Origin of the sequence: Novosphingobium sp., assembly GCF_965214355.1 — a bacterium.
Classification (GTDB): domain Bacteria; phylum Pseudomonadota; class Alphaproteobacteria; order Sphingomonadales; family Sphingomonadaceae; genus Novosphingobium.
Genome location: NZ_CBDCBI010000002.1, coordinates 610996 through 631290 on the forward strand (window position 1 = coordinate 610996; position 20295 = coordinate 631290).

19 protein-coding genes are annotated in these 20295 nt (G+C 65.2%); 12 read left to right on the top strand and 7 right to left on the bottom strand.

The window, feature by feature from the left end; all coding sequences use genetic code 11:
- Window positions 1-13: 13 nt before the first annotated feature.
- Both ACOOE2_RS03495 and ACOOE2_RS03500 read right to left on the bottom strand, forming a co-directional pair.
- On the bottom strand, window positions 14-1219 hold the full coding sequence (locus tag ACOOE2_RS03495; RefSeq protein WP_420381635.1) for an MFS transporter: 1206 nt from the start codon (window positions 1217-1219) through the stop codon (window positions 14-16).
- Window positions 1212-2579: an FAD-dependent oxidoreductase gene (locus ACOOE2_RS03500; protein ID WP_420381636.1), complete on the bottom strand. Its 1368-nt coding sequence runs from the start codon at window positions 2577-2579 to the stop codon at window positions 1212-1214. Before ACOOE2_RS03500 ends, ACOOE2_RS03495 begins: the two co-directional genes overlap by 8 nt.
- A 70-nt stretch (window positions 2580-2649) precedes the next feature.
- Here ACOOE2_RS03500 and ACOOE2_RS03505 point away from each other — a divergent pair, with 70 nt between their 5' ends.
- From ACOOE2_RS03505 to ACOOE2_RS03545, 9 genes are all read left to right on the top strand, one after another.
- Window positions 2650-3639, top strand: a complete 990-nt coding sequence (locus ACOOE2_RS03505; protein ID WP_420381637.1) for an acyltransferase family protein — start codon at window positions 2650-2652, stop codon at window positions 3637-3639.
- Between the two features lie 82 nt (window positions 3640-3721).
- Complete coding sequence (locus tag ACOOE2_RS03510) at window positions 3722-4633, top strand: LysR family transcriptional regulator (RefSeq protein ID WP_420381638.1); 912 nt, start codon at window positions 3722-3724, stop codon at window positions 4631-4633.
- A gap of 49 nt (window positions 4634-4682) precedes the next feature.
- On the top strand, window positions 4683-5150 hold the full coding sequence (locus ACOOE2_RS03515) for an NAD(P)H-dependent oxidoreductase subunit E (RefSeq protein ID WP_420381639.1): 468 nt from the start codon (window positions 4683-4685) through the stop codon (window positions 5148-5150).
- Entirely contained in the window at window positions 5147-6685 is a 1539-nt protein-coding gene (locus ACOOE2_RS03520) for an NADH-ubiquinone oxidoreductase-F iron-sulfur binding region domain-containing protein (RefSeq protein ID WP_420381640.1), read from the top strand. Before ACOOE2_RS03515 ends, ACOOE2_RS03520 begins: the two co-directional genes overlap by 4 nt.
- Complete coding sequence (gene mobA / locus ACOOE2_RS03525; RefSeq protein WP_420381641.1) at window positions 6682-7215, top strand: molybdenum cofactor guanylyltransferase; 534 nt, start codon at window positions 6682-6684, stop codon at window positions 7213-7215. Before ACOOE2_RS03520 ends, mobA begins: the two co-directional genes overlap by 4 nt.
- Window positions 7205-10048 carry a formate dehydrogenase subunit alpha gene (gene fdhF, locus ACOOE2_RS03530; protein ID WP_420381642.1) on the top strand — a complete coding sequence of 948 codons (2844 nt, stop codon included), beginning with the start codon at window positions 7205-7207 and terminating at the stop codon, window positions 10046-10048. The genes mobA and fdhF overlap by 11 nt, the downstream gene beginning before the upstream one ends.
- Window positions 10045-10326 carry a formate dehydrogenase subunit delta gene (locus ACOOE2_RS03535; protein WP_420381643.1) on the top strand — a complete coding sequence of 94 codons (282 nt, stop codon included), beginning with the start codon at window positions 10045-10047 and terminating at the stop codon, window positions 10324-10326. Before fdhF ends, ACOOE2_RS03535 begins: the two co-directional genes overlap by 4 nt.
- Window positions 10316-11116: a formate dehydrogenase accessory sulfurtransferase FdhD gene (gene fdhD, locus ACOOE2_RS03540; protein ID WP_420381644.1), complete on the top strand. Its 801-nt coding sequence runs from the start codon at window positions 10316-10318 to the stop codon at window positions 11114-11116. Before ACOOE2_RS03535 ends, fdhD begins: the two co-directional genes overlap by 11 nt.
- A gap of 13 nt (window positions 11117-11129) precedes the next feature.
- Complete coding sequence (locus ACOOE2_RS03545; protein ID WP_420381645.1) at window positions 11130-11849, top strand: TonB family protein; 720 nt, start codon at window positions 11130-11132, stop codon at window positions 11847-11849.
- 130 nt (window positions 11850-11979) lie between these two features.
- On the opposite strand, the gene ACOOE2_RS03550 is transcribed toward ACOOE2_RS03545, so the two are convergent.
- Window positions 11980-12549 (bottom strand): DUF4272 domain-containing protein, encoded by a 570-nt coding sequence (locus ACOOE2_RS03550; protein WP_420381646.1) that lies wholly within the window; start codon window positions 12547-12549, stop codon window positions 11980-11982.
- A 675-nt stretch (window positions 12550-13224) separates the two neighbouring features.
- Between ACOOE2_RS03550 and ACOOE2_RS03555 the strand changes: the two genes are divergently transcribed.
- Window positions 13225-13668 carry a DUF2721 domain-containing protein gene (locus ACOOE2_RS03555; RefSeq protein WP_420381647.1) on the top strand — a complete coding sequence of 148 codons (444 nt, stop codon included), beginning with the start codon at window positions 13225-13227 and terminating at the stop codon, window positions 13666-13668.
- On the top strand, window positions 13668-14807 hold the full coding sequence (locus ACOOE2_RS03560; RefSeq protein WP_420381648.1) for a JmjC domain-containing protein: 1140 nt from the start codon (window positions 13668-13670) through the stop codon (window positions 14805-14807). Before ACOOE2_RS03555 ends, ACOOE2_RS03560 begins: the two co-directional genes overlap by 1 nt.
- A 174-nt stretch (window positions 14808-14981) precedes the next feature.
- On the opposite strand, the gene ACOOE2_RS03565 is transcribed toward ACOOE2_RS03560, so the two are convergent.
- Genes ACOOE2_RS03565 through ACOOE2_RS03575 form a run of 3 tightly spaced genes read right to left on the bottom strand, consistent with a single transcriptional unit; the run spans window position 14982 to window position 17250 of the window.
- Complete coding sequence (locus tag ACOOE2_RS03565; protein ID WP_420381649.1) at window positions 14982-15287, bottom strand: polyhydroxyalkanoic acid system family protein; 306 nt, start codon at window positions 15285-15287, stop codon at window positions 14982-14984.
- Entirely contained in the window at window positions 15287-16039 is a 753-nt protein-coding gene (locus tag ACOOE2_RS03570) for a hypothetical protein (RefSeq protein WP_420381650.1), read from the bottom strand. The genes ACOOE2_RS03565 and ACOOE2_RS03570 overlap by 1 nt, the downstream gene beginning before the upstream one ends.
- A gap of 2 nt (window positions 16040-16041) precedes the next feature.
- Window positions 16042-17250 carry a toxic anion resistance protein gene (locus ACOOE2_RS03575; protein WP_420381651.1) on the bottom strand — a complete coding sequence of 403 codons (1209 nt, stop codon included), beginning with the start codon at window positions 17248-17250 and terminating at the stop codon, window positions 16042-16044.
- Between the two features lie 332 nt (window positions 17251-17582).
- On the opposite strand from ACOOE2_RS03575, the gene bla reads away from it, so the two are divergent.
- Entirely contained in the window at window positions 17583-18521 is a 939-nt protein-coding gene (gene bla / locus ACOOE2_RS03580; protein WP_420381652.1) for a class A beta-lactamase, read from the top strand.
- Here bla and ACOOE2_RS03585 read toward each other — a convergent pair.
- Window positions 18503-20260: a fatty acyl-AMP ligase gene (locus ACOOE2_RS03585; RefSeq protein WP_420381653.1), complete on the bottom strand. Its 1758-nt coding sequence runs from the start codon at window positions 20258-20260 to the stop codon at window positions 18503-18505. The genes bla and ACOOE2_RS03585 overlap by 19 nt on opposite strands.
- Window positions 20261-20295: the final 35 nt, after the last annotated feature.

The following is a 20295-nucleotide window of genomic DNA, read 5'->3' on the forward strand; positions in this document are numbered from 1 at the left end:
CCCGGGGAGGATTTCAGGTGGACCGCGCCCGCCAGAACGCCCCCGCGGCGACCAGCGCGATCATCGCCAGCACGGTAAACCACACGAACATCGCGCCATAGCCGGCCGGATGGAGTGGCCCGGCGGCAAAGTGATCGTTGAGCGCGCCGGCCATCAGGTTCGATCCCGCCAGCCCCAGGCTTTGCAGCAGGTTTATCAGTCCGAACGCGGTGCCCAGGCGCTGCGCGGGGATCAGCATGGCGGTGGTCGGCCAGATCACCGCCGGGATCACCGAAAAACTCACGCCCATCATCACCGTCGTCACCCATAGCGGGCTGGCGGCGGTGCCCAGCAGCACGAATGTCAGCGGCATCAGCGCGGCGCCGGCCAGCAGCAGCGCGGCGCGGTGGCCCCAGCGGTCGGCAATCAGGCCAAAGACTGGCGTGGCGATGATCGCGGCGAAAAACACCCAGCTGTTGGTCAGGCCGGCCTGCGCCAGAGTCAGCCCGCGCGCGTCCTGGAAATACTGGATCGAAAACGTCGAGCGGAACGGAAAGAACACCGACGCGAACAGCACATTGAGCCACAGGATATACCAGAACGCGCGCGGAAACGCCCCGATATCGCGCCAATTCATGCGCTCGGACGGTTCGCCCGCGCGCCGCGTGTCGAACCGCATGCACAACAGCGCCGCGCCAAATCCTGCGCCGCATAACCCCGCCGCCAGCCACAACGGCGCCTGCCACCCGCGCGCATAAACGGGCGCCGCCCAGCCGGGCGAGGTATCGGCCAGATACGACCCGACCCGCGCCAGCGAAAAAAACAGAGCGGTTGCCAGCGCCCCGCCGCCACCTGTGAACCACCCGGCAATCGCACACAGCAGCGCGATATACAGCGTTTCGCTGCCGATGCCGAACACCAGCCGCCCTGTCACCATCAACGCAAACGGCTGGCCGATCGCGGTCAGCACTGCGCCTGCCAGGCACAGGCCCGACGCCAGCGCCGCCGCACGCCCTGCACCGATGCGATCGATCAGCACGCCGCCCAGCAGCGCCAGCGGAATATTGGGCAGGGAGTACACCGCGTTGAGCAGGCCGATATCGGCGTGGCTCAGCCCGCGCGCATGCAGCATTCCGGCGATCGGCGCGATCGCATCGTAGCTGTAATAGGCGGCCATATTGGCGATGGCGGCGAGCGCCAGCAGGATCCAGCGGCGTGGATTCGCCTGCGTATCAGTCAAGCCGCGCGCCCTGCCGGCGCAATTCGGCCTGCACCGCAGCGATATCCACGCGATGCAGGTCGCGCCCGCTTTGCAACGCAACCGCCGCTGCCACGCCCGCGCCCTGGCCCGACACCGCGCAGGCCATCATGTTGCGGACCGCGGCGTGGCTGACCTTGTCGCCGCCGGTGCTGCGCCCCACCACGATCAGGTTGCGCGGGCCCGAACGGGGCAGCAGGCTGCGATAGGGGATGTGGAAATAGCGCCCGGTGGTGGGAATGATCAGCAGGCCATAGCCGTCGATGAATTCGGGAAAGATCCCGATCGAATCCTCGAACCGGCCCTGGCCGCGCACATCGCCGTCGGTCATGTTGTACAACGCGTCGATCTTGCGCGTGTCGCGGATGCCAAGTGTCATGCCGAAATTGCGCAGCTTTGCGCCCTCGCACCCCGGCATGAACCCGCGCAGCGCGGCGATCGCCTGCATCGCCTGCGCGCGGCCCTCGATTTCGCCGCTGGTCAGGTCGTCGGGATCGGTGCCATCCTTGGTCATGTGGACGAGGTTCAGATAGGTCAGGTCGCCCTGGTCTGACACCGTGCCCCAGGTGCCCGCGATCGTCGCCAGATTGTCGGGCAGCACGCCGGCGCGGTGGGCGGCCTGGAACGGCTTGCGCAGGAACGGCGAAAACAGCGCGTCTTCCTTGCCCGATGTGGTCACGCTCCATTCGCCGTCCTTGGCCCAGTCGGCATAGGTCTGCGGGTCGGCCTTGACCGCGTCGATGAACCGCGTCTTGTCGACGCCCGACATCGAAAACATCACCGATGCGCTCATCATTTCGGCGCGCGGCATCTTGAACACCGGCGCGCCGGCGCGTTTGGCGATATCGGCATCGCCGCTGCCATCGATCACGTATTTGGCCAGGATCGCCTCGCGCCCCGCCTTGCTCTCGACGATGACCCCGCGGATGTCTTCGCCGTCCATGATCGGCGCGACGAACATGCGGTGCAGCATCGGGTGCACCCCGGCCTCGGTCACCAGGCAATCGGCGACATATTTGAACGCTTCGGCATCGAGCGCGTGGCTGATCGATTGCGGTTCGGGCAGCGCGGCACCCATCGCCACGGCGCGATCCTCGAACTCGCGGCCGATGCCCTCGCTGTCGATCGTGGCCGGGTGGCGATACCAGGCAAAGCCTTCGACGCCGACTTGCGTGATATTGCCGCCGAAACAGCCATAACGTTCGACCAATGTGGTTTTCGCGCCGGCGCGCGCCGACGCCAGCGCGGCGGCCAGGCCGCCGGGGCCTGATCCGACGACCAGCACATCGGTTTCATGGATGACATCGATCTGGCGGGCGGGTTCGGTGATGGTGCGGATCATCGGGGCTGTCTCGCTGATTCCCCTGGGGGCGTAAAGGAAATGTTGGCGGGCGTCATGCTAGGGGCAAGCGATGAAACAACGCCATGCCACCCGTCTCGACGCCTTGCAGGTCTTGCGCGCGGTGGCGGCACTGGCGGTGGTGGTGTTCCATTGCCATTGGACCGGCGTCGCCAGCTTTGGCGTGGAGCTGTTCTTTGTCATCTCGGGCTTTGTCATCTGCCATGCCGCCGCGCAGGACCCGCGTCATTTCCTGCTGAAACGCATCGCGCGCGTGGTGCCGCTCTACTGGCTGGCGACGCTGGGCGTGTTCGCGCTGGCCACGGTCGCGCCGTCGCTGCTGTCCTCGACGCAAGTGTCGGGGCTGAACCTGGTGCGATCGCTGGTGTTCTGGCCGTACTTGCGCGCAGACGGCGCATGGATGCCGCTGTTGTTCCTGGGCTGGACGCTGAATTACGAGGCCTTTTTCTACGTCGTGTTTGCGCTGTGCCTGGGCGTGTCGGCACGCCTTGCGCCGTATCTCGCAACTGCCGCATTGGTGCTGATCGCCTCGCTCCACGGCGCTGCAATGCATTGGCCCGCAACCTGGCCGCTGGCGTTCTGGACCGCGCCGATCGTGCTCAATTTCGCCTGCGGCATCGTCGCGTGGCTGATCTGGCACACGATGAAAGCGCGCCTGATGCGCATTCCCCACGGGCTCGCGACCGGCATAGCGATCATTGCGATGGGCATCCTGGCAACAGGCGCCAACCACGGCATCGGCGGTCCTTTGCCGACGGGCGGGATCGTCAGCGCAGTGCTGCTGCTTGCGCTGCTGGGCCTGGGTCCGCGTCTTCGCTGGCCAGCCGGGCTGCTGGCGATCGGCGATGCCAGCTATTCGCTGTACCTGTTGCACCCGTACGTACTCGAAGTCGTCAACCGCAAGGTGCATGCCTTCGGCCCGGACGTGCGCGGCGTGCTCGCCACGTTGCTTGGCGTGGGGGGCGCGCTGGCGCTGGCGCTGGTGATGTACCGCGTGGTCGAACGCCCCAGCAATCGCATCGCGCGCCGCCTGATCGCCTGATTGCCCGTCAGGGCGATTGTCGCTACCCTCGGCTTGTCGCGAGCCTTGGTAAGGGCGTCTTTGACGCGGAGCCACACACCCCATGCAACTGCGCCATTTGCGCTATTTCGTAACGCTTGCCCGCACGCGCCATTTTGCGCGCGCGGCCGACGAATGCGGCGTGTCGCAGCCGACATTGTCGGCGGGCATGGTCGCGCTGGAGCATGAATTCGGCCAGCGGCTGATCGATCGTGACCGGCGTTTCATAGGGCTGACCCCGCATGGCGAGGCGATGCTGCCCTGGGCGCAACAGATCCTGGGTGCGATGGGCGCGATGCATGCGGCGGTTCTGGCCGCGCCGCTCGAAGGGCCGTTCACGCTGGCGGCGATCCCTGCGGCGTTGCCGCTGATCGGCCGGTTCGGCGCGGCCCTGCTGGCGGCCAATCCGGCCTTGGTGCTGTCGGTCCGATCGGCGACTGCGCGTGAGATCGATCAGGGGCTGCACGCACTCGAGATCGATGCCGGGATTACCTATCTGGCCAAGGATCCTTCGCCGGGCCTGATCAGCGTGCCGCTGACCAGCGAAGATTATAGGTTCCTGACGCGGCGCGGCGGGCGGTTCGACGATCGCGCCAGCGTGACCTGGGACGAGGCCGTGGTGCAGGAGCTGTGCCTGCTCGACGAAACCATGTTGTATCGCCGCATTCTGGATCAGCGGCTGACTGCGCTTGGACATGTCGCGCGCCCCCGTGCCACGGCTGACAGCCATATCGCGCTGTTTGCGCTGGTGGCATCGGGTGCATTTTCGTCGATCGTGCCCGACAGCTATGCGCATCTGTTCGGCGATGTTGCCTGGGCGCGGTTTCTGCCGCTCGATCCGCTCGAGCCGGCACGCCGGGTCGGGCTGGTAGCGCTTGACCGCGACCCGCTGCTGCCGCGCGCGCAAGCCGCGCTGGCGGTGGCGCGGGCGTTTGTGATAGACGGAACCTATCAGGCATTGGGGGTTTCGATTTGACTCACAGGGGCAGGTTGCCCGATTATGACGGATGAGCGACAGACCAGGCATGACCGACACTCCCAGGGACTTTGGCGAACTAGACCGCATTCTGACGGTCCACGCATCGACAGAAGGCGCCTTGCTGCCGATCCTCCACGATGTGCAGGCGGCCTTTGGCTACGTCAGCGAAGAGGCAGAGCGCACGATCGCGCTGGCGCTCAATCTCAGCCGCGCCGAAGTGCATGGCGTGGTGAGTTTTTATCACGATTTCCATGTCGAGCCGCACACCCGGCCGGTGATCAGACTATGCCGCGCAGAAAGCTGCAAGGCGCGCGGGGTCGAGGCCTTGGCTGCGGAATTTGCGGGCGAAACGCGCGTCGCGATCGAGCCGATCTATTGCCTGGGGCTGTGCAGCGTCGGGCCCAATGCGCTGATCGGCGATACGTTGCATGCGCGGCTGACGCCGGCTCGGTTTTCGGCGCTGGTCGAGACCGCCGCCGCACATCGGTCCATGGCGGGGGAGCACGCGGCATGATCGTGCGGATCAGCGACGATGCGCTGGCGCTGGCATGCGGCGCCGATGATGTGGCAGCGGCGTTTGCTGCAGCCGGCGCCACGGTGGAGCGGGTGTCGAGCTGGGGCATGCACTGGCTTGAACCCATGGCAGACATTGACGGGCAGGGATTTGGCCCGCTGACCGTGGACGATGTCGCCGCGGTGCTGGCGGGCACCAGCGCGCTGGCGATCGGCTCGATTGCCGAACATCCGTTCATCGCGCGCCAGCAGCGGCTGACGTTCGAGCGCGCGGGCAAGACCCGGCCGCTGAATCTGGATGATTACGCCGCGACCGGCGGATGGGCCGGGCTTGATCGCGCGCGCGGACTGGGCGCGGAGGCGACGATTGCCGAAGTTACCACGTCGGGCCTGCGCGGGCGCGGCGGCGCGGGGTTTCCCGCCGGGATCAAGTGGACCACGGTCGCCAAGGCCGCGCCGGCCCGCAAATACGTGGTGTGCAACGCCGACGAAGGCGACAGCGCGACCTTTGCCGATCGCATGGTGATGGAGGGCGATCCGTTCCTGCTGATCGAGGGCATGGCGATCGCCGGGTTCGCGGTCGGCGCGCAGCGGGGTTACGTCTATATCCGCAGCGAATACCCGCATGCGATCGCCAAGATGCGCGAGGCGGTGATCCGCTCGGCGGCGATCATTGCGCCGTTCGTTATCGAGGTGCGCGTCGGCGCCGGGTCGTATGTCTGCGGCGAGGAAACGTCACTGCTCAACAGCCTGGAGGGCAAGCGCGGCGAAGTGCGCGCCAAGCCGCCGCTGCCTGCGCTCGAAGGGCTGTTCGGCCAACCGACGGTGGTGAACAACGTGCTGACTTTGGCAGCCGTGCCCTGGGTCATGGCGCATGGCGGCGCGGCCTATGCCGACATCGGTTTTGGCCGGTCGCGCGGCACGATGCCGATCCAGATCGCCGGCAATGTCCGCCATGGCGGGCTGTTCGAAGTCGGATTCGGCATCACGCTGGGCGAACTGGTGCTCGACATCGGCGGCGGCACCGCCAGCGGGCGTCCGGTGCGCGCGGTGCAGGTCGGCGGGCCGCTGGGGGCGTATCATCCGCCGGCCGATTTTCACCTGCCGTTCGATTACGAAAGCTTTGCCGCCGCCGATGGGTTGATCGGCCATGCCGGGATCAGCGTGTTCGACGATACGGTCGATCTGTCGGCGATGGCGCGCTTTGCGATGGAATTCTGCTCGGTCGAAAGCTGCGGCAAATGCACGCCGTGCCGGATCGGATCGACCCGCGGCGTCGAAGTGATCGACCGCATCCGCGCCCGGTCGGGCCGGACGGCCGATCGCGTCGAAACGCTGCCGCAGATGCACAATGCCCGCAAAGGCCCGCGCAGCCTGGCCGATGATGTCGAACTGCTGACCGATCTGTGCGAAACCATGAAGTTCGGATCGCTGTGTGCGCTCGGCGGGTTCACGCCCTATCCGGTGTTATCGGCTTTGCGCCATTTTCCCGAGGATTTCGGCATTGCCGTGCCGGCGGAGGAAGCGGCCGAATGATCGCGCAGCGGATCATGGGCGTGGTCCTGGCCGGCGGCCAGTCACGCCGTTTCGGCAGCGACAAGGCGCTGGCCGAGCTTGCGGGGCGGCCGTTGATGGCGCGCGCCGTCGCCAGCCTGGAACGCCAGTGTGATGCGGTGATCGTCGCGGGCCGGGAACCGGGCGTTGCCGATCGGCCGCAGGCCGGGATGGGTCCGCTGGGCGGGCTCAACGGCGCGCTGCATCACGCGGCTGCGCACGGTTTCGATGCGGTGCTGGCAATCCCCGTCGATGGCTTCGATCTGCCAGCCGATCTGGTCGGCGAATTGTCGCCCGGGCCGGCCTATGCGATCGACGCGCCGGTGATCGGGCTGTGGCCGGTCGCAGTCCGAGCCACGCTCGATGCGCTGCTGGCCGAAGATACCATGCATTCGATGCGCGCCTTTGCCTTGCGCACGGGCGCGCGCGGCGTACATCTGTCGCGCAAACCGTTCAATATCAACACCCCCGGCGATCTGATCGCGGCAAAGGACCACGCGCATGGGCTATGAACCCCAGGCCGATTTCGGCACTCCCGAAGTACACAGCGACACGATCGTCACCCTGTCGATCGATGGCCGCGAGATCAGCGTGCCCGCCGGCACCACGGTCATGCGCGCCGCCGCGCTGTCGGGCGGGTCGATCCCCAAATTGTGCGCCAGCGACAATCTGAAACAGTTCGGTTCGTGCCGGCTGTGCCTGGTCGAAATCGACGGCATGCGCGGCACGCCGGCGTCGTGCACCACGCCCGCCGCACAAGGCATGGTCGTGCACACGCAAAGCCAAAAGGTGCAGAAGCTGCGGCGCGGCGTGATGGAATTGTACATTTCCGATCACCCGCTCGATTGCCTGACGTGCAGCGCCAACAACGATTGCGAATTGCAGGACCAGGCCGCGAATGTCGGCCTGCGCGATGTGCGGTTCGGCTATGACGGCGACAACCACCTTGGCGCGGCGACCGACATTTCGAACCCCTACTTCGATTTCGATCCGTCGAAATGCATCGTCTGTTCGCGCTGCGTGCGCGCGTGCGAGGAAGTGCAGGGCACCTTTGCGCTGACGATCGACGGGCGCGGGTTCGGCTCCAAGGTCAGCGCGGGGCTGGCCAGCGACGATTTCATGTCATCCGAATGCGTGTCGTGCGGTGCCTGCGTCTCGGCCTGCCCGACCGCGACGCTCAATGAAAAAGCGGTCAAGACGATCGGCAAGCCCGAACGCTCGGTCATCACGACTTGTGCCTATTGCGGCGTGGGCTGCACCTTCCGCGCCGAAATGCGCGGCGAAGAGGTCGTGCGCATGGTGCCGTGGAAGGATGGCAAGGCCAATCGCGGGCACAGCTGCGTTAAGGGCCGGTTTGCCTGGGGTTATGCCAAGCATCAGGACCGCATGACCAAGCCGATGATCCGCGAACAGATCGACCAGCCCTGGCGCGAAGTCAGCTGGGACGAGGCGATCGCCCATGCCGCCAGCGAATTCACGCGGATCGGCGCGAAATACGGCAACAACGCGCTGGGCGGGATCGTGTCGAGCCGCTGCACCAATGAAGAAGGCTTCCTGGTGCAGAAGCTGGTGCGCGCAGGGTTTGGCACCAACAATGTCGATACATGCGCGCGCGTGTGCCATTCGCCGACCGGCTACGGGCTGAAAAACACATTCGGCACATCGGCCGGGACGCAGGATTTCGACAGCGTCGAACACAGCGACGTGATGCTGGTTATCGGTGCCAATCCGACTGATGGGCATCCGGTGTTTGCCAGCCGCATGAAAAAGCGTCTGCGCCAGGGTGCGAAACTGATCGTGATCGACCCGCGCCGGATCGACCTGGTGCGCTCGCCGCATGTTGCGGCCGACTATCACCTGCCGTTGCGTCCAGGCACCAATGTCGCGGTGCTGACCGCGATCGCGCATGTGATCGTCACCGAAGGTCTGGCTGACGAAGCGTTCGTGCGCGAACGCTGCGACTGGGACGAATACCGCGACTGGGCCGATTTCGTATCCGATCATCGCAACAGCCCGGAATTTCTGGCGCCGGTCACCGGGGTCGATGCCGAATTGCTGCGCGGTGCGGCGCGACTGTTTGCTACAGGTGGCAATTCTGCGATCTACTACGGCCTCGGCGTGACCGAGCACAGCCAGGGCTCTTCGACCGTGATGGCGATTGCGAACCTGGCGATGGCGACGGGCAACATCGGCCGGCGCGGCGTGGGCGTAAACCCGCTGCGCGGGCAGAACAACGTGCAGGGCGCGTGCGACATGGGCTCGTTCCCGCACGAGCTGTCGGGCTATCGCCATGTGTCGGATCCCGATGCGCGCGCCATGTTCGAGGCCGCGTGGGGCGTGCCGATCGACCCTGAGCCGGGCCTGCGCATTCCCAACATGCTCGATGCCGCGACGGATGGCAAGTTCAAGGGCCTGTATATCCAGGGCGAAGACATCGTCCAGTCGGACCCCGATACCAGGCATGTCGTGGCCGGCCTGAAGGCGATGGAATGCGTGATCGTGCAGGATATTTTCCTGAACGAGACAGCCGACTACGCGCATATCTTCCTGCCCGGATCGACGTTCCTGGAAAAGAGCGGGACATTCACCAATGCCGAACGCCGCATCCAGCCGGTACGCAAGGTGATGGAGCCGCTCAACGGCTATGAAGACTGGGAAGTGACGCAACTGCTCGCGCGCGCGATGGGCCTCGACTGGAATTACACCCACGCGCGCGAGATCATGGACGAGATCGCGCGGCTGACCCCGACATTCGCCGGTGTCAGCTTTGCCCGGCTCGACGAGGCCGGATCGCTGCAGTGGCCGGTCAACGCCGAATTCCCCGATGGCGCGCCGATCATGCACGCCGATGCGTTCGTGCGCGGCAAAGGCCGGTTCATCGTCACCGAATACATTCCGACCGATGAACGCACGGGTCCGCGCTTCCCGCTGCTGCTGACGACGGGGCGCATCCTGTCGCAATACAACGTTGGCGCACAGACGCGCCGGACCGAAAACGCGCAATGGCATGCCGAAGATTTGCTGGAAATCCATCCGTCCGATGCCGAAAATCGCGGCGTGCGCACCGGCGACTGGGTGCGGCTGGCGAGCCGGTCGGGCGAGACGACCTTGCGCGCGACCGTCACCGACCGGGTGTCACCGGGCGTGGTCTACACCACGTTCCACCACCCCACGACGCAGGCCAATGTGATCACCACCGACAATTCGGACTGGGCGACCAATTGCCCGGAATACAAAGTGACCGCGGTGCAGATCACGCCATCGAACGGCCCGAGCCAGTGGCAGGAAGAGTACGAAGCGCATTCCGACCTGTCGCGGCGCATTTCGGCTGAGGCGGCGGAATGAGCGAGGGCGGGTACCACGTCGATACCACTGCGAAGCTGGTGCGCATGGTCAACCAGATCGAGGCCAACTTGCGCCACGACAAGGACCCGGTGGCGACGTTGGCGGACCATATCCACGCGTTCTGGACCGAGGCCATGAAGAAACAAGTGTTCGATCACGGCACGCACGAACTGGGTCCGGTCGGCGCGGCCGCGTTCGCGCAACTGGCGCGGGGCATCCATCCGGCGCACCAGGTCGCCGCGACCGATCCGAAGGATCATGGCGCGGATGGTGGTTGACGGCGCGCGCGATGCGCCGGTGACGGAGCATTTCGCCAATGGCAGCGCGCCGCGCGAACTGACCCGGCCGCTGGTCGATGAAGCGCCGGTGGCGATCGAGATCAACGGCATCGGTTATGCGGTGATGATGGCGACACCGGCCGATCTCGATGACTATGCGCTGGGGTTCTGCCTGTCGGAGCAATTGATTGTCAGCGCCGGCGAATACCTGTCGTCCGATGCGTTCGAAGTGCCGCCTGTTGCGGGCATGGCGGGCGGATGGATGCTGCGCGTTGCGCTGGATGCGCCGGCGGCCGGGCCGTTGCTCGATCGCGCGCGCTTGCGGCTGGCCGAGGGCAGCTGCGGGCTGTGCGGGATCGAAAGCCTGGAACAGGTCCTGCGCCCGCTGACTCCGGTTTCGGCGCGGTTGACCGTCGAAAAGGCCGCGATTTTCCGTGCCGTTGCGGCGCTGGGGGATCACCAGGTGCTGGGCCGCGCGACGCGCGCGGCGCACGCTGCCGCGTTCTGCGATGTGGACGGCACGATCGTGATGGTGCGCGAAGATGTCGGGCGGCACAACGCGTTCGACAAGCTGATCGGTGCGCTGGCGCATGGCGGGATCGACCCGGCGACGGGGTTTGTCGTGCTGACCGCGCGGTGCAGTTTCGAGCTGGTGCAAAAGGCGGTGATCGCCAATGTGCCGGTGCTGGCGACGATTTCGGCCGCATCGACGATGGCGGTCGATCAGGCGCATCTGCATGGCCTCACGTTGTACAGCCTGGCGCGCGAGGACAGCCTGCTCGAAATCTGATAGCGGTCGGCCGATGTCCGGGTTTGCTGACACTCCTGCCCTGTCGCCGCGCGCGCGGATCGGCGCGCTTGTGGCGATCGCGGCTTTACATATCCTGCTGGGGATTGCGCTGATGCGCGCTTTTGGTGGCGTACGTGCGCTGACAGAGCAGGTCGGACTGGGGCCGGTGCTGGTGGCAATGGCACCGCCCGCCGCGCCCCCGCCACCCAGCAATAGCGTCGCCGAACACGCGCACGAAGGGGCCGGCGGCGCGGCGGGCAAGCGCGCCAGCGCGGACCAGATCGTTGCGCCTGCGCCGCGATTGCCGATCACTGCGCCACCCGCCGCGCCGGTTGCCGGGGCGGGCAGCGAAACCCGGTCGGGTGCGGGCGCGAGTGGCGAAGGCACCGGCGGTGCCAGCACGGCTGGGGGCCCTGGTAGCGGCGGCGCCGGCAATGGCTCGGGCGGGCGGTACGCCAGGACCAAACCGGTCAAGATCGCAGGCGACCTGGTCGAAAGCGATTATCCCAAAGCGGGCCGGGCCAAACGGCTCGGCACGGCGGTGATCGTGATCCTGACCGTCGGCACCGATGGGCGGGTCAGCGATTGCGCTGTGCATCAGCCCAGCGGCGATCCCGAAGCCGACGCGGTCACGTGCAAGCTGGCGACGCAACGCTTTCGATTTACCCCGGCAGTCGACCAGAACGGCGATCCGATCGCGGCGGTATACGGCTGGCAACAGCGGTTTTTCTAAGCGGTGAGGAGAAAATCTGCTACCAGAGGAAACGAGTTTGGGCGACCGGAACCGCCTAGTTCTCGCCGTTCAGGCGGTAATGAGATTTGCCTAATTGCGGACGAATGCTTTTTAGGCGCCGCTCAGATGGTCAGGTGTCGGTAGTGACATCGTCCCAATCAAGTCCGTCATAACCGATGACCCAATTTATCGCGTGATGACGTTCTTGAATGATTTCCATGTCGACGCGCGGATTGCTTGTGCGGCCCTTATGTCTTGCGTCCCTTGCCTCCCAATGAAGCCCCAGCACATCATCCGCCATTGCGATCAACTCGGTCGGTGACCGAAGTTGAGCGGCGGTAACAAAATCCGAAACGCTGATGAGAGCAAAGGGGGGCAACTTCTCCTGGAAAAGTGCGGTGTTACATTGTTCGTCAGGCGGCGGCAGCGCGTCCACCGCTCCAAGTGCCCACAGGATCATCACCAGCCGTTCGGACAACCAGCTTATGTTGACCAATTGCTGTCGAGATGGGTCGAGTGTGTCGACAAATCCAATTTCGGAAGCTGAAAGTTTCTGCCAGAGATCGTGCTCAGTTAGCCAATCCAATATGTCTGAGCGATCAGCGCCGAGCGCCAGTCCGACGACAGAAAACAGGCCGAGTGCGCGGAACGCGACCTCTCTTGGTGAACGGATTTCGTCTTCGAATGCCTCGTGATCCACGCCTCCAGCATATTGCCAGATCAAGCTTGCGCAAGGTCTGAATCATGCCGTCCGGGAATGGAAGCTGCTAGTCGGCTTCCCTCCACATTCCGCCGTTCCCGAGCCTAAGGTTGGCGCGAGACACACAATGGCTGCTCAGGACCAAAAGCAGATATTAAAGTCAGCCTGTCAATGTTTCGATCCATTTGCGCTCGACCCATCCAGTCAGACATTGCCGGGACAGCTGGACGGGAAGACCGGCATTCGTTGCACCGGCGCATCCGTTGGCCCGGCCTTTGTAAGCTATTCCAACCCAATATCGGTTCAGCCCAATTTTTAGATCAGCAGCCTCATTGCAGGTGTAGACGGTCGCACCACTTGCCACAGCGCCAACCTTTTGAAAAACTCGCCCCGGACCCGAACGCACAACTAACGGCTCGGCGCTTCGAACGACCGCTATATTGCAATATTCGCCTTTGGCACTGCCTGGTGGCGCAAGTTTGCCATCCCAGATTGAAGTGCCTGCGAGTGTTGCCAAACTGAGCAATAAAGGTAGGGGCGGAAACATGCTCAAATCATGGCTCGAAGCCCGCTCTGATGCAATGGCAGCTTTCCTCCCCTTTCCCCCGTTCAAGCGAGCCGTGAATCTGTCAACGCCGCCTAGCATTCCGCGCACCGCACTGCCATGACGGGGCCATGATTGCCCAGACCATTCAATTGTCGCTCGCGCCGGTGTTCGTGCTGGTCGCCATCGGCAATATCATGAATATCCTGACCACCCGGCTGGGGCGGATTGTCGACCGGTCGCGCGCTTTGCAGGCCTTGCATGGCAAGACCTCCGGCGCCGAACACGATGCGGTGGTCGTGGAAATGCGCTATGTCGACCGGCGTATCCAGTTGATCGGCCACGCCTTGCTGGTGCTGGTGCTCAGCGGGATCGGTATCGGGGTGACGGTGGGCACGCTGTTTCTAGGCGAACTGCTCGGGCACGAATTGCGGATCGCGGTCCAGGTCACGTTTTTTGGCGCGATCACGCTGTTGATGGTCGCGCTGGTCTATCTGCTGCTGGAAACGCGGCTGGTGGCGCAGACCTTGCGCCTGCCGCGCGAATTGCTCGAACTGGATCGCAAAGACTTGTGATGGCGTTGGACAATTTTGATCCCGTGGCCTTTTTGCGCGACACGTGGCAGCAAAAACCGATGCTGATCCGGCAGGGCTGGGCCGAGTGGCACAACCCGGTGACGCCCGACGAACTGGCCGGCCTGGCGTGTGAGCCCGATGTCGAATCGCGGATGATCGTCGGCGCCGCCGGCGCGCTCGCGGTCGAACAGGGGCCGATTGCCGAAACCCGCTTTGCCGGCTTGAAAGACCGCGACTGGACCATGCTGGTGCAGGCGGTGGACCAGCAGGTGCCCGAAGTGGCTGCGCTGATCGATGCGTTCCGGTTCATCCCCAATTGGCGGATCGACGACGTGATGGTCAGCTATGCGACCGATGGCGGCGGGGTCGGCGCACATTTCGATCACTATGACGTGTTTCTGGTGCAGGGCCTGGGCCGGCGCCGCTGGCGCGTCGGCGCGCGCTGCGATGACAGCACGCCGCTGCTGGACCACGACGACTTGCGCCTGCTCGCCCGGTTCGCGGCGACCGACGAATGGGTGCTGGAACCGGGCGATATCCTGTATGTGCCGCCCGGGTTTGCGCACGAGGGTGTCGCGGTGGGCGACGATTGCATGACCTATTCGATCGGGTTTCGCGCGCCGTCGCGGCAGGAACTGATCGGGCTGTGGGTCGATGACGTGCTGGGCGGCCTGGTCGACGACGACCGCTATGCCGATCCGGGCCTCGCGCTGCAGGACAATCCCGGCGAGATCACCCCCGCCGCGCTTACGCAATTGCAGGGGATGATCGCGCAGACGCTGCTGGATCCCGCCGCGTTTGCGCGCTGGTTCGGGCGCTATACCACCACGCGCAAATATCCCGAGATCGACTGGGCACCCGATGCGGAGATCGATGCGGCCGGTATGCGGCGGACGATTGCGACTGGGCCATGGCTGCAGCGCAATCCGGCCAGCCGGTTCGCGTTTATCGCGCACCCGGGCGGTGACGTGCTGCTGATGGTGGACGGCGAATGCCACGAATGTGCCGGGCCCTGCGCAGACTTTGCGCGGGCGGTGTGCGCGCAGGCGTGCTTCGAGGTGGATGCCGCGCTGGCGAAATCTGAGGCGACGGTCGCGCTGCTGGTGCAACTCCACAACCAGGGCAGCATAGCGTTCTAAAAATTCTCCCCCTTGGGGGAGGGGAACCGCGCGAAGCGTGGTGGAGGGGCGGTGCCTCATGACGCAAATTGCGCCTGGTCGCGCCGGTGTCCGTGCCCGCTCGCCGGGTTATCGGCATGAGGCGAGGCCCCTCCACCACCCTGCGGGCGGTCCCCCTCCCCGTTCCGGGGAGGATTAAGCCAGCAGTTTCTCGCCGCGTTTGCGGATCATGGTTTCGATCATGCCACGGGCAAAACCCAGGCCGGGCGGGATCGTGACTTCGAACACCAGCGCATCGTCGGTAATGTCCATCGTCGATGGCACGGTATAGCCCATCGCGGTCGCATCCACAGCCAGACGATCTTCGTCGATCCAGTGAAGCGCCAGATCGACTGTCCCGCCGATCATGCCGCCGACTTTGTCCTGCGCATCGCCCATTCGCGCGGCGATGCGGCGGCGGACTTCGTCCTTGCTCAGGGTATGCGGGATTTCGATGCGCATCAGGGTTGCTTCGTGCCGTCTTCGAGCGTGTTGCCATAGCGATAGTCGAGATACCGCGCCTCGGTCGCCAGCGAATCGATATCGCCTTCGGCCAGGCGGCGTGACAGCGCGTCGATCTCGTCGCTGATCTTGGCCAGGCCCTCGGTCAATTGCACGTCGGCGGTCTTGCCGCTGCGCGTTTCATTGCGCAGATGCGCCGGGATCTTGGTATAGCTGGCGACCATGCCGGGCAGATGTTCGCCGATCAGCCGGCGCACATCGCCGACCGCCGGCTCGGACGGATCGACGCCTGCCAGTTGCGTGCCCAGCGCATCGAGCCGCGTGCCGATTTCATCGAGTTGCCGCGCGGCAGGCAGGGGCAGATCGGCGCGCTGCGATTCCAGCCACAGTTGCGTGCGGCCCACGGTTGCGCGCACATCGGCGCCGCGATTGAGCGCGCCAAGATCAGGGATTTTCAGCCGGGGATAGGCCGCGAAAAATGCAAGCGCGCCCACGATTGCCAGCAGCGTGAGCATGAACCCGCCGATGCCGATGCCGCCGATCACGGTCCCGACAAGGATCGCGGCCAGCAGGATCACGCCTACGGCCAGGCTTGCGCGCATCAGTTTGCGCAACGCATGCTGGCGCTTCAGTTCGGCCGAGCGCCGCCCGATCGAACGGCCCGGCACCCGGCGCCCGCCGGTCTGCTGAAACGCCAGCGTGCTGCGCGCCGAAGCGAGAATCTGCGCATGGTCGGTGGCTTCGCCCGCCATCGTTACACGCCGCCGTCGAGCGAAAGCGCGGGATGCGGCGCGGCGATTCCGGGGGTGGTGCTGGTCGCCTGCGCGCGTGCGATATAGCCTTTCGACTTTTCGACTTCGCTCGACAGCGTGGTCACGGTCTGTTTCATCGAATCGAGTGCTTTCAGCTTGAACGTGTCGATCGAATCCATCGTTTCATAGATATTCTGGAATGCGCGTTGCAACGTTTCGAGCGGGATCGTGCTCGATGCCGCCATCTCGTGAATCCTGCCGGTGTTGTCCTTCAGCATCTTGCCGGTGGCATCGATGATATTGGCCGTCGTGGTGTTGAGCGCGGTGATCTGCGCCAGCACCAGCCGCTGGTTGGTCATCGCCTGCGCCACGGTCACGGCGGTGCGCAACGCGGCGACGGTGGTCGTGCTGGCGCGGTCGACGCCCTTGACCAGCTCGACATTGTTTTTCTTGACCAGGTCGAGCGCCAGATAACCCTGCACGGTCACCGCCATTTGCGTCAGCAGGTCCTGCGTGCGCTGGCGTGTGTAGAACAGCGCCGATTCGCGCACAGCCTTGGCCTTGGCCGGATCGGTGTGATCGAGATCGAGCGCCGCATCCTCCAGCTTCTGGTCGAGCGTGCGCGCGATGTGGATCATCTGCTCCAGCTTGCCCATCGCATCCCACAATTTGGACCGTTCGACATCGATCGCGGCATTGTCTTTCAGCAGTTCGTCCTTGCCCGACGCCAGCCGGTCGAGGATCGCCTTGATATGGCCCTGCGCCGAGACATAGCCGTCGAAATACTTCTTCACGCTGTTGCCGAACGGAATGATCCCCAGGAACTTGCGGCCCCCGGTGGTCACGCCTTTCTTGCCCGGATCGAGATCCTCGACCGTGCGGCGTAGCGCGGCAAGGTCCGATCCGACGCCGCTGTCCTTGTCCATCGCGCGCACCGGGCGGTCGAGAAACCGGTTCGACATGCCCGCCGCCGCGCTGATTTCCTGGGCGCCCATCGCGGTCAACTGGTCGATGCGCTGCCCGAATTCGGGGCTGGCGGCATCCTGTGCAACCAGGTCGGCGACAAATGCATCGGCGCGCTTGTCGAGCTCTGTGCGTTTGCTGTCGTCGATCGGCACCAGCCCGGCGGCTTGCGCAGGCGCGACCACCGGCACCGGGTCGGGCGGGGTAAGCGTGATCGTGGGGAGACTGTCGGCGCCGGTGCTGGCCATGGCTGTCAACTCGTGTGGAGGCAAATCGGGTGACGCCAAGATGGCCTGCCGGGGTCGCGGCTGCAAGAGCCAAAGCCGCGGTGTCACGCGGCGCGTCGATGGGGCTTGGCAGTTGGTCGGAAAACGTGCTGGTCGCCGGAATACGAAGCCGGTACCCAGCCTCCCATCATACGTCATCCCGGGCTCGACCCGGGATCCCGCTTTTTGTCTGGCGAGAGCGCGCAAAAAGGCAGCGGGATCCCGGGTCAAGCCCGGGATGACGAGGAGGAGGGGGCATCGCTTTGGCCGTGATCGATCGACGGGCTGTGCTTGTGGGAATTGGGGCGGCGCTCGTGCCCGCGCCTGCGTTGGCTGTGGCCATCCATCCCGGTATCGCAAGCCTGGCCGCACTGGAGCAGCATGCGGGCGGCCGGCTGGGCGTCATGGTTCTGAACTCCGCCACCGGCCACGGTTTCGGCTGGCGGCAGGACGAGCGGTTTACGCAGTGTTCGACGTTCAAGCTGTCGCTGGCCGCGATGGTGCTCGCGCAGATCGATGCCGGCCACGCGCGCGGCGACGAAGTCGTGCCGTTTACGGTGCTCGACGTGCTGCCCGCATCGCCTGTGACCGAGCCCGTAGCGGTCAGAGTCGCCGCCGACGAAAAACTGGCAGGCACCGAAGGGATGCCGATTGCTGCGCTGCTGGCGGCGGCTGTCGAACGCAGCGACAATCTGGCCGCGAACACGCTCCTGGCACGGTTTGGTGGCCCGGCGGCGGTAACGGCATTCTGGCGCAGCCTTGGCGACAGCGTCAGCCGGCTCGATCACACCGAGCCCGAACTCAATCGCGTCGGCCCCGGCGCGGTGCATGATACCACGACGCCTGCCGCAATGGCCGCGACGGTCGCCCGGCTGCTGACCGGCACTACGCTGTCGGGCCAATCGCGCGCGCTGCTGTGGGGCTGGATGAAAGCATCGCCGACGGGGCTGAAGCGGTTGCGCGCCGGCATACCGGTCGGCTGGCAGGCGGGGGACAAGTCCGGCACCTGGTTCGGTATGGCGGGCGACCCTGGCCCTTGCGCCAAGATCAACGACCTCGCGCTGGTGCTTCCCCCGGCGCAAGACCGCCATTTTCGCGCGCCGCTCGCCGTGACCGCCTATTATGAGCCCATGGGCAACACTTACGCCGCGACCGAAGGTATCCGGCCGGCAGACGAAGCGGTGCTGGCGGCGGTCATGCGGATCGCGACCAATCCCGCCTCATGGCGTTTGCGTCAGGCTGCCAGGTCGTAAGGCTCGATTGCGCCGGTCAGGTACAACGTCTTGGCCTTGGCGCGGCTCAATTTGCCCGAGCTGGTACGTGGCAGGGTGCGCGGCGGAACCAGTTCGACAACGCAATTCATGCCGGTGATCGCGCGGACCTTGTCGCGGATTTCGTTGCGCAGCCGCACCCGTTCCTCAGGATCCGAGACGCGGCAATGGACGAGGACGGCGGGGGCTTCCTCGCCCGATTCGGTCTCGATCGAAAACGCGGCGATGTCGCCCTGGTGGAACCCGGGCAGCTGTTCCACCGCCCATTCGATATCCTGCGGCCAGTGGTTCTTGCCGTTGATGATGATCATGTCCTTGGCGCGGCCGACGATGAACAGGTATCCTTCGGAATTGAGATAGCCCATGTCGCCGGTATCGAGCCAGTCGCCGATCATCGCCGCTGCCGTGGAAGCGGGATCGCGGAAGTACGAATGCATCACCGACGACCCGCGGCACAGCACTTTGCCGATGTGGTGATGCGCAACGGGCGCATCGTTTTCGCCGCGTATCTCGATTTCCATGCCGCGCACGGGCAGCCCGCAGTTGACGATCGCGCGATAGCGCGCGGGGCGCGACAGATCGCGCGGAGTGCCCGACAGGCGCTCTTCCTCGACCAGCTCGACACGGATGCCTTCGCCCGGCGGCATTAGCGTGACCGCCAAAGTCGCTTCGGCCAGGCCATAGCTGGGCAGGAAGGCGGCGGCGCGGAAACCCGATGACGCAAAGGCATCGACAAAGCTCTGCATCACGTCGGGGCGGATCATGTCGGCGCCATTGCCCGCCACGCGCCAGCGCGACAGGTCGAAACGCTGCGCGACATCGGTCTGGCTGGAAATGCGGCGCGCGCAGATATCGTAACCGAACGTCGGCGAATACGACAGCGTGGTGCCCTGGTTGCGGCTGATCAGATCGAGCCAGGCAAGCGGGCGGCGCGCGAAATCGTCGGTGCGCAGGAAATCGACCGATACCTGGTTGGCGATCGGCGACAGGAAGCAGCCGACCAGCCCCATGTCGTGATACCACGGCAGCCAGCTGATGCAGCGATCGCCATCCTGCACCAACATGCCGTGCGAATGTCCGGCCAGATTGGCCATCAGCGCGCGGTGCGTAACGGCAACGCCATGGGGAAAGCGAGTCGATCCGCTGGAATACTGCAGATAGCTGATCGCATCGGGATCGGCGCGCGGCAGGTCTGCGGTGGCGGGCTCGATCGCCGCGAATTCGGTCCAGGCGAGCCCTGGGCAGCCCTGCCGTGCAGCGGCGACCGCACACATTGCGCCGATTTCGTCGGGAAACAGCAGGACGTGCGGGTCGGAACTGGCCAGTTGTACCGCGATCTGGTCGATATAATTGTCCTTGCCGCCAAAGCTGGTGGGCAGCGGCAGCGGCACCGGCCAGGCGCCGGCATAGATCGCGCCGCAGAACAGCGCGGCGAATTCGGGCCCGGTTTCGGCGATCAGCGCGACGCGGTCGCCCGGTGCGATCCCGCGCGCGATCAGGCGGCGCGCGGCGACCAGCGCATCGGCGCGCAGTTCGGAATACGGATAGGCGCGGATCAGCGTGCCGCGCGGATCGTGGAAATTGAAACCGCGCAGACCGTTGGCCGCAAAATCGAGCGCATCGCAAAACGTCGCGAAATCGGCATAGCGCCGCGGCTGTGCATCATCATTGGGCGTTGGAACCAAGTCCGCCGCAAGGTCGGCGACTGTGGGAACGGTCATTGGCTACCCCAAAATGGTGTTCAAGGACCCTCGCA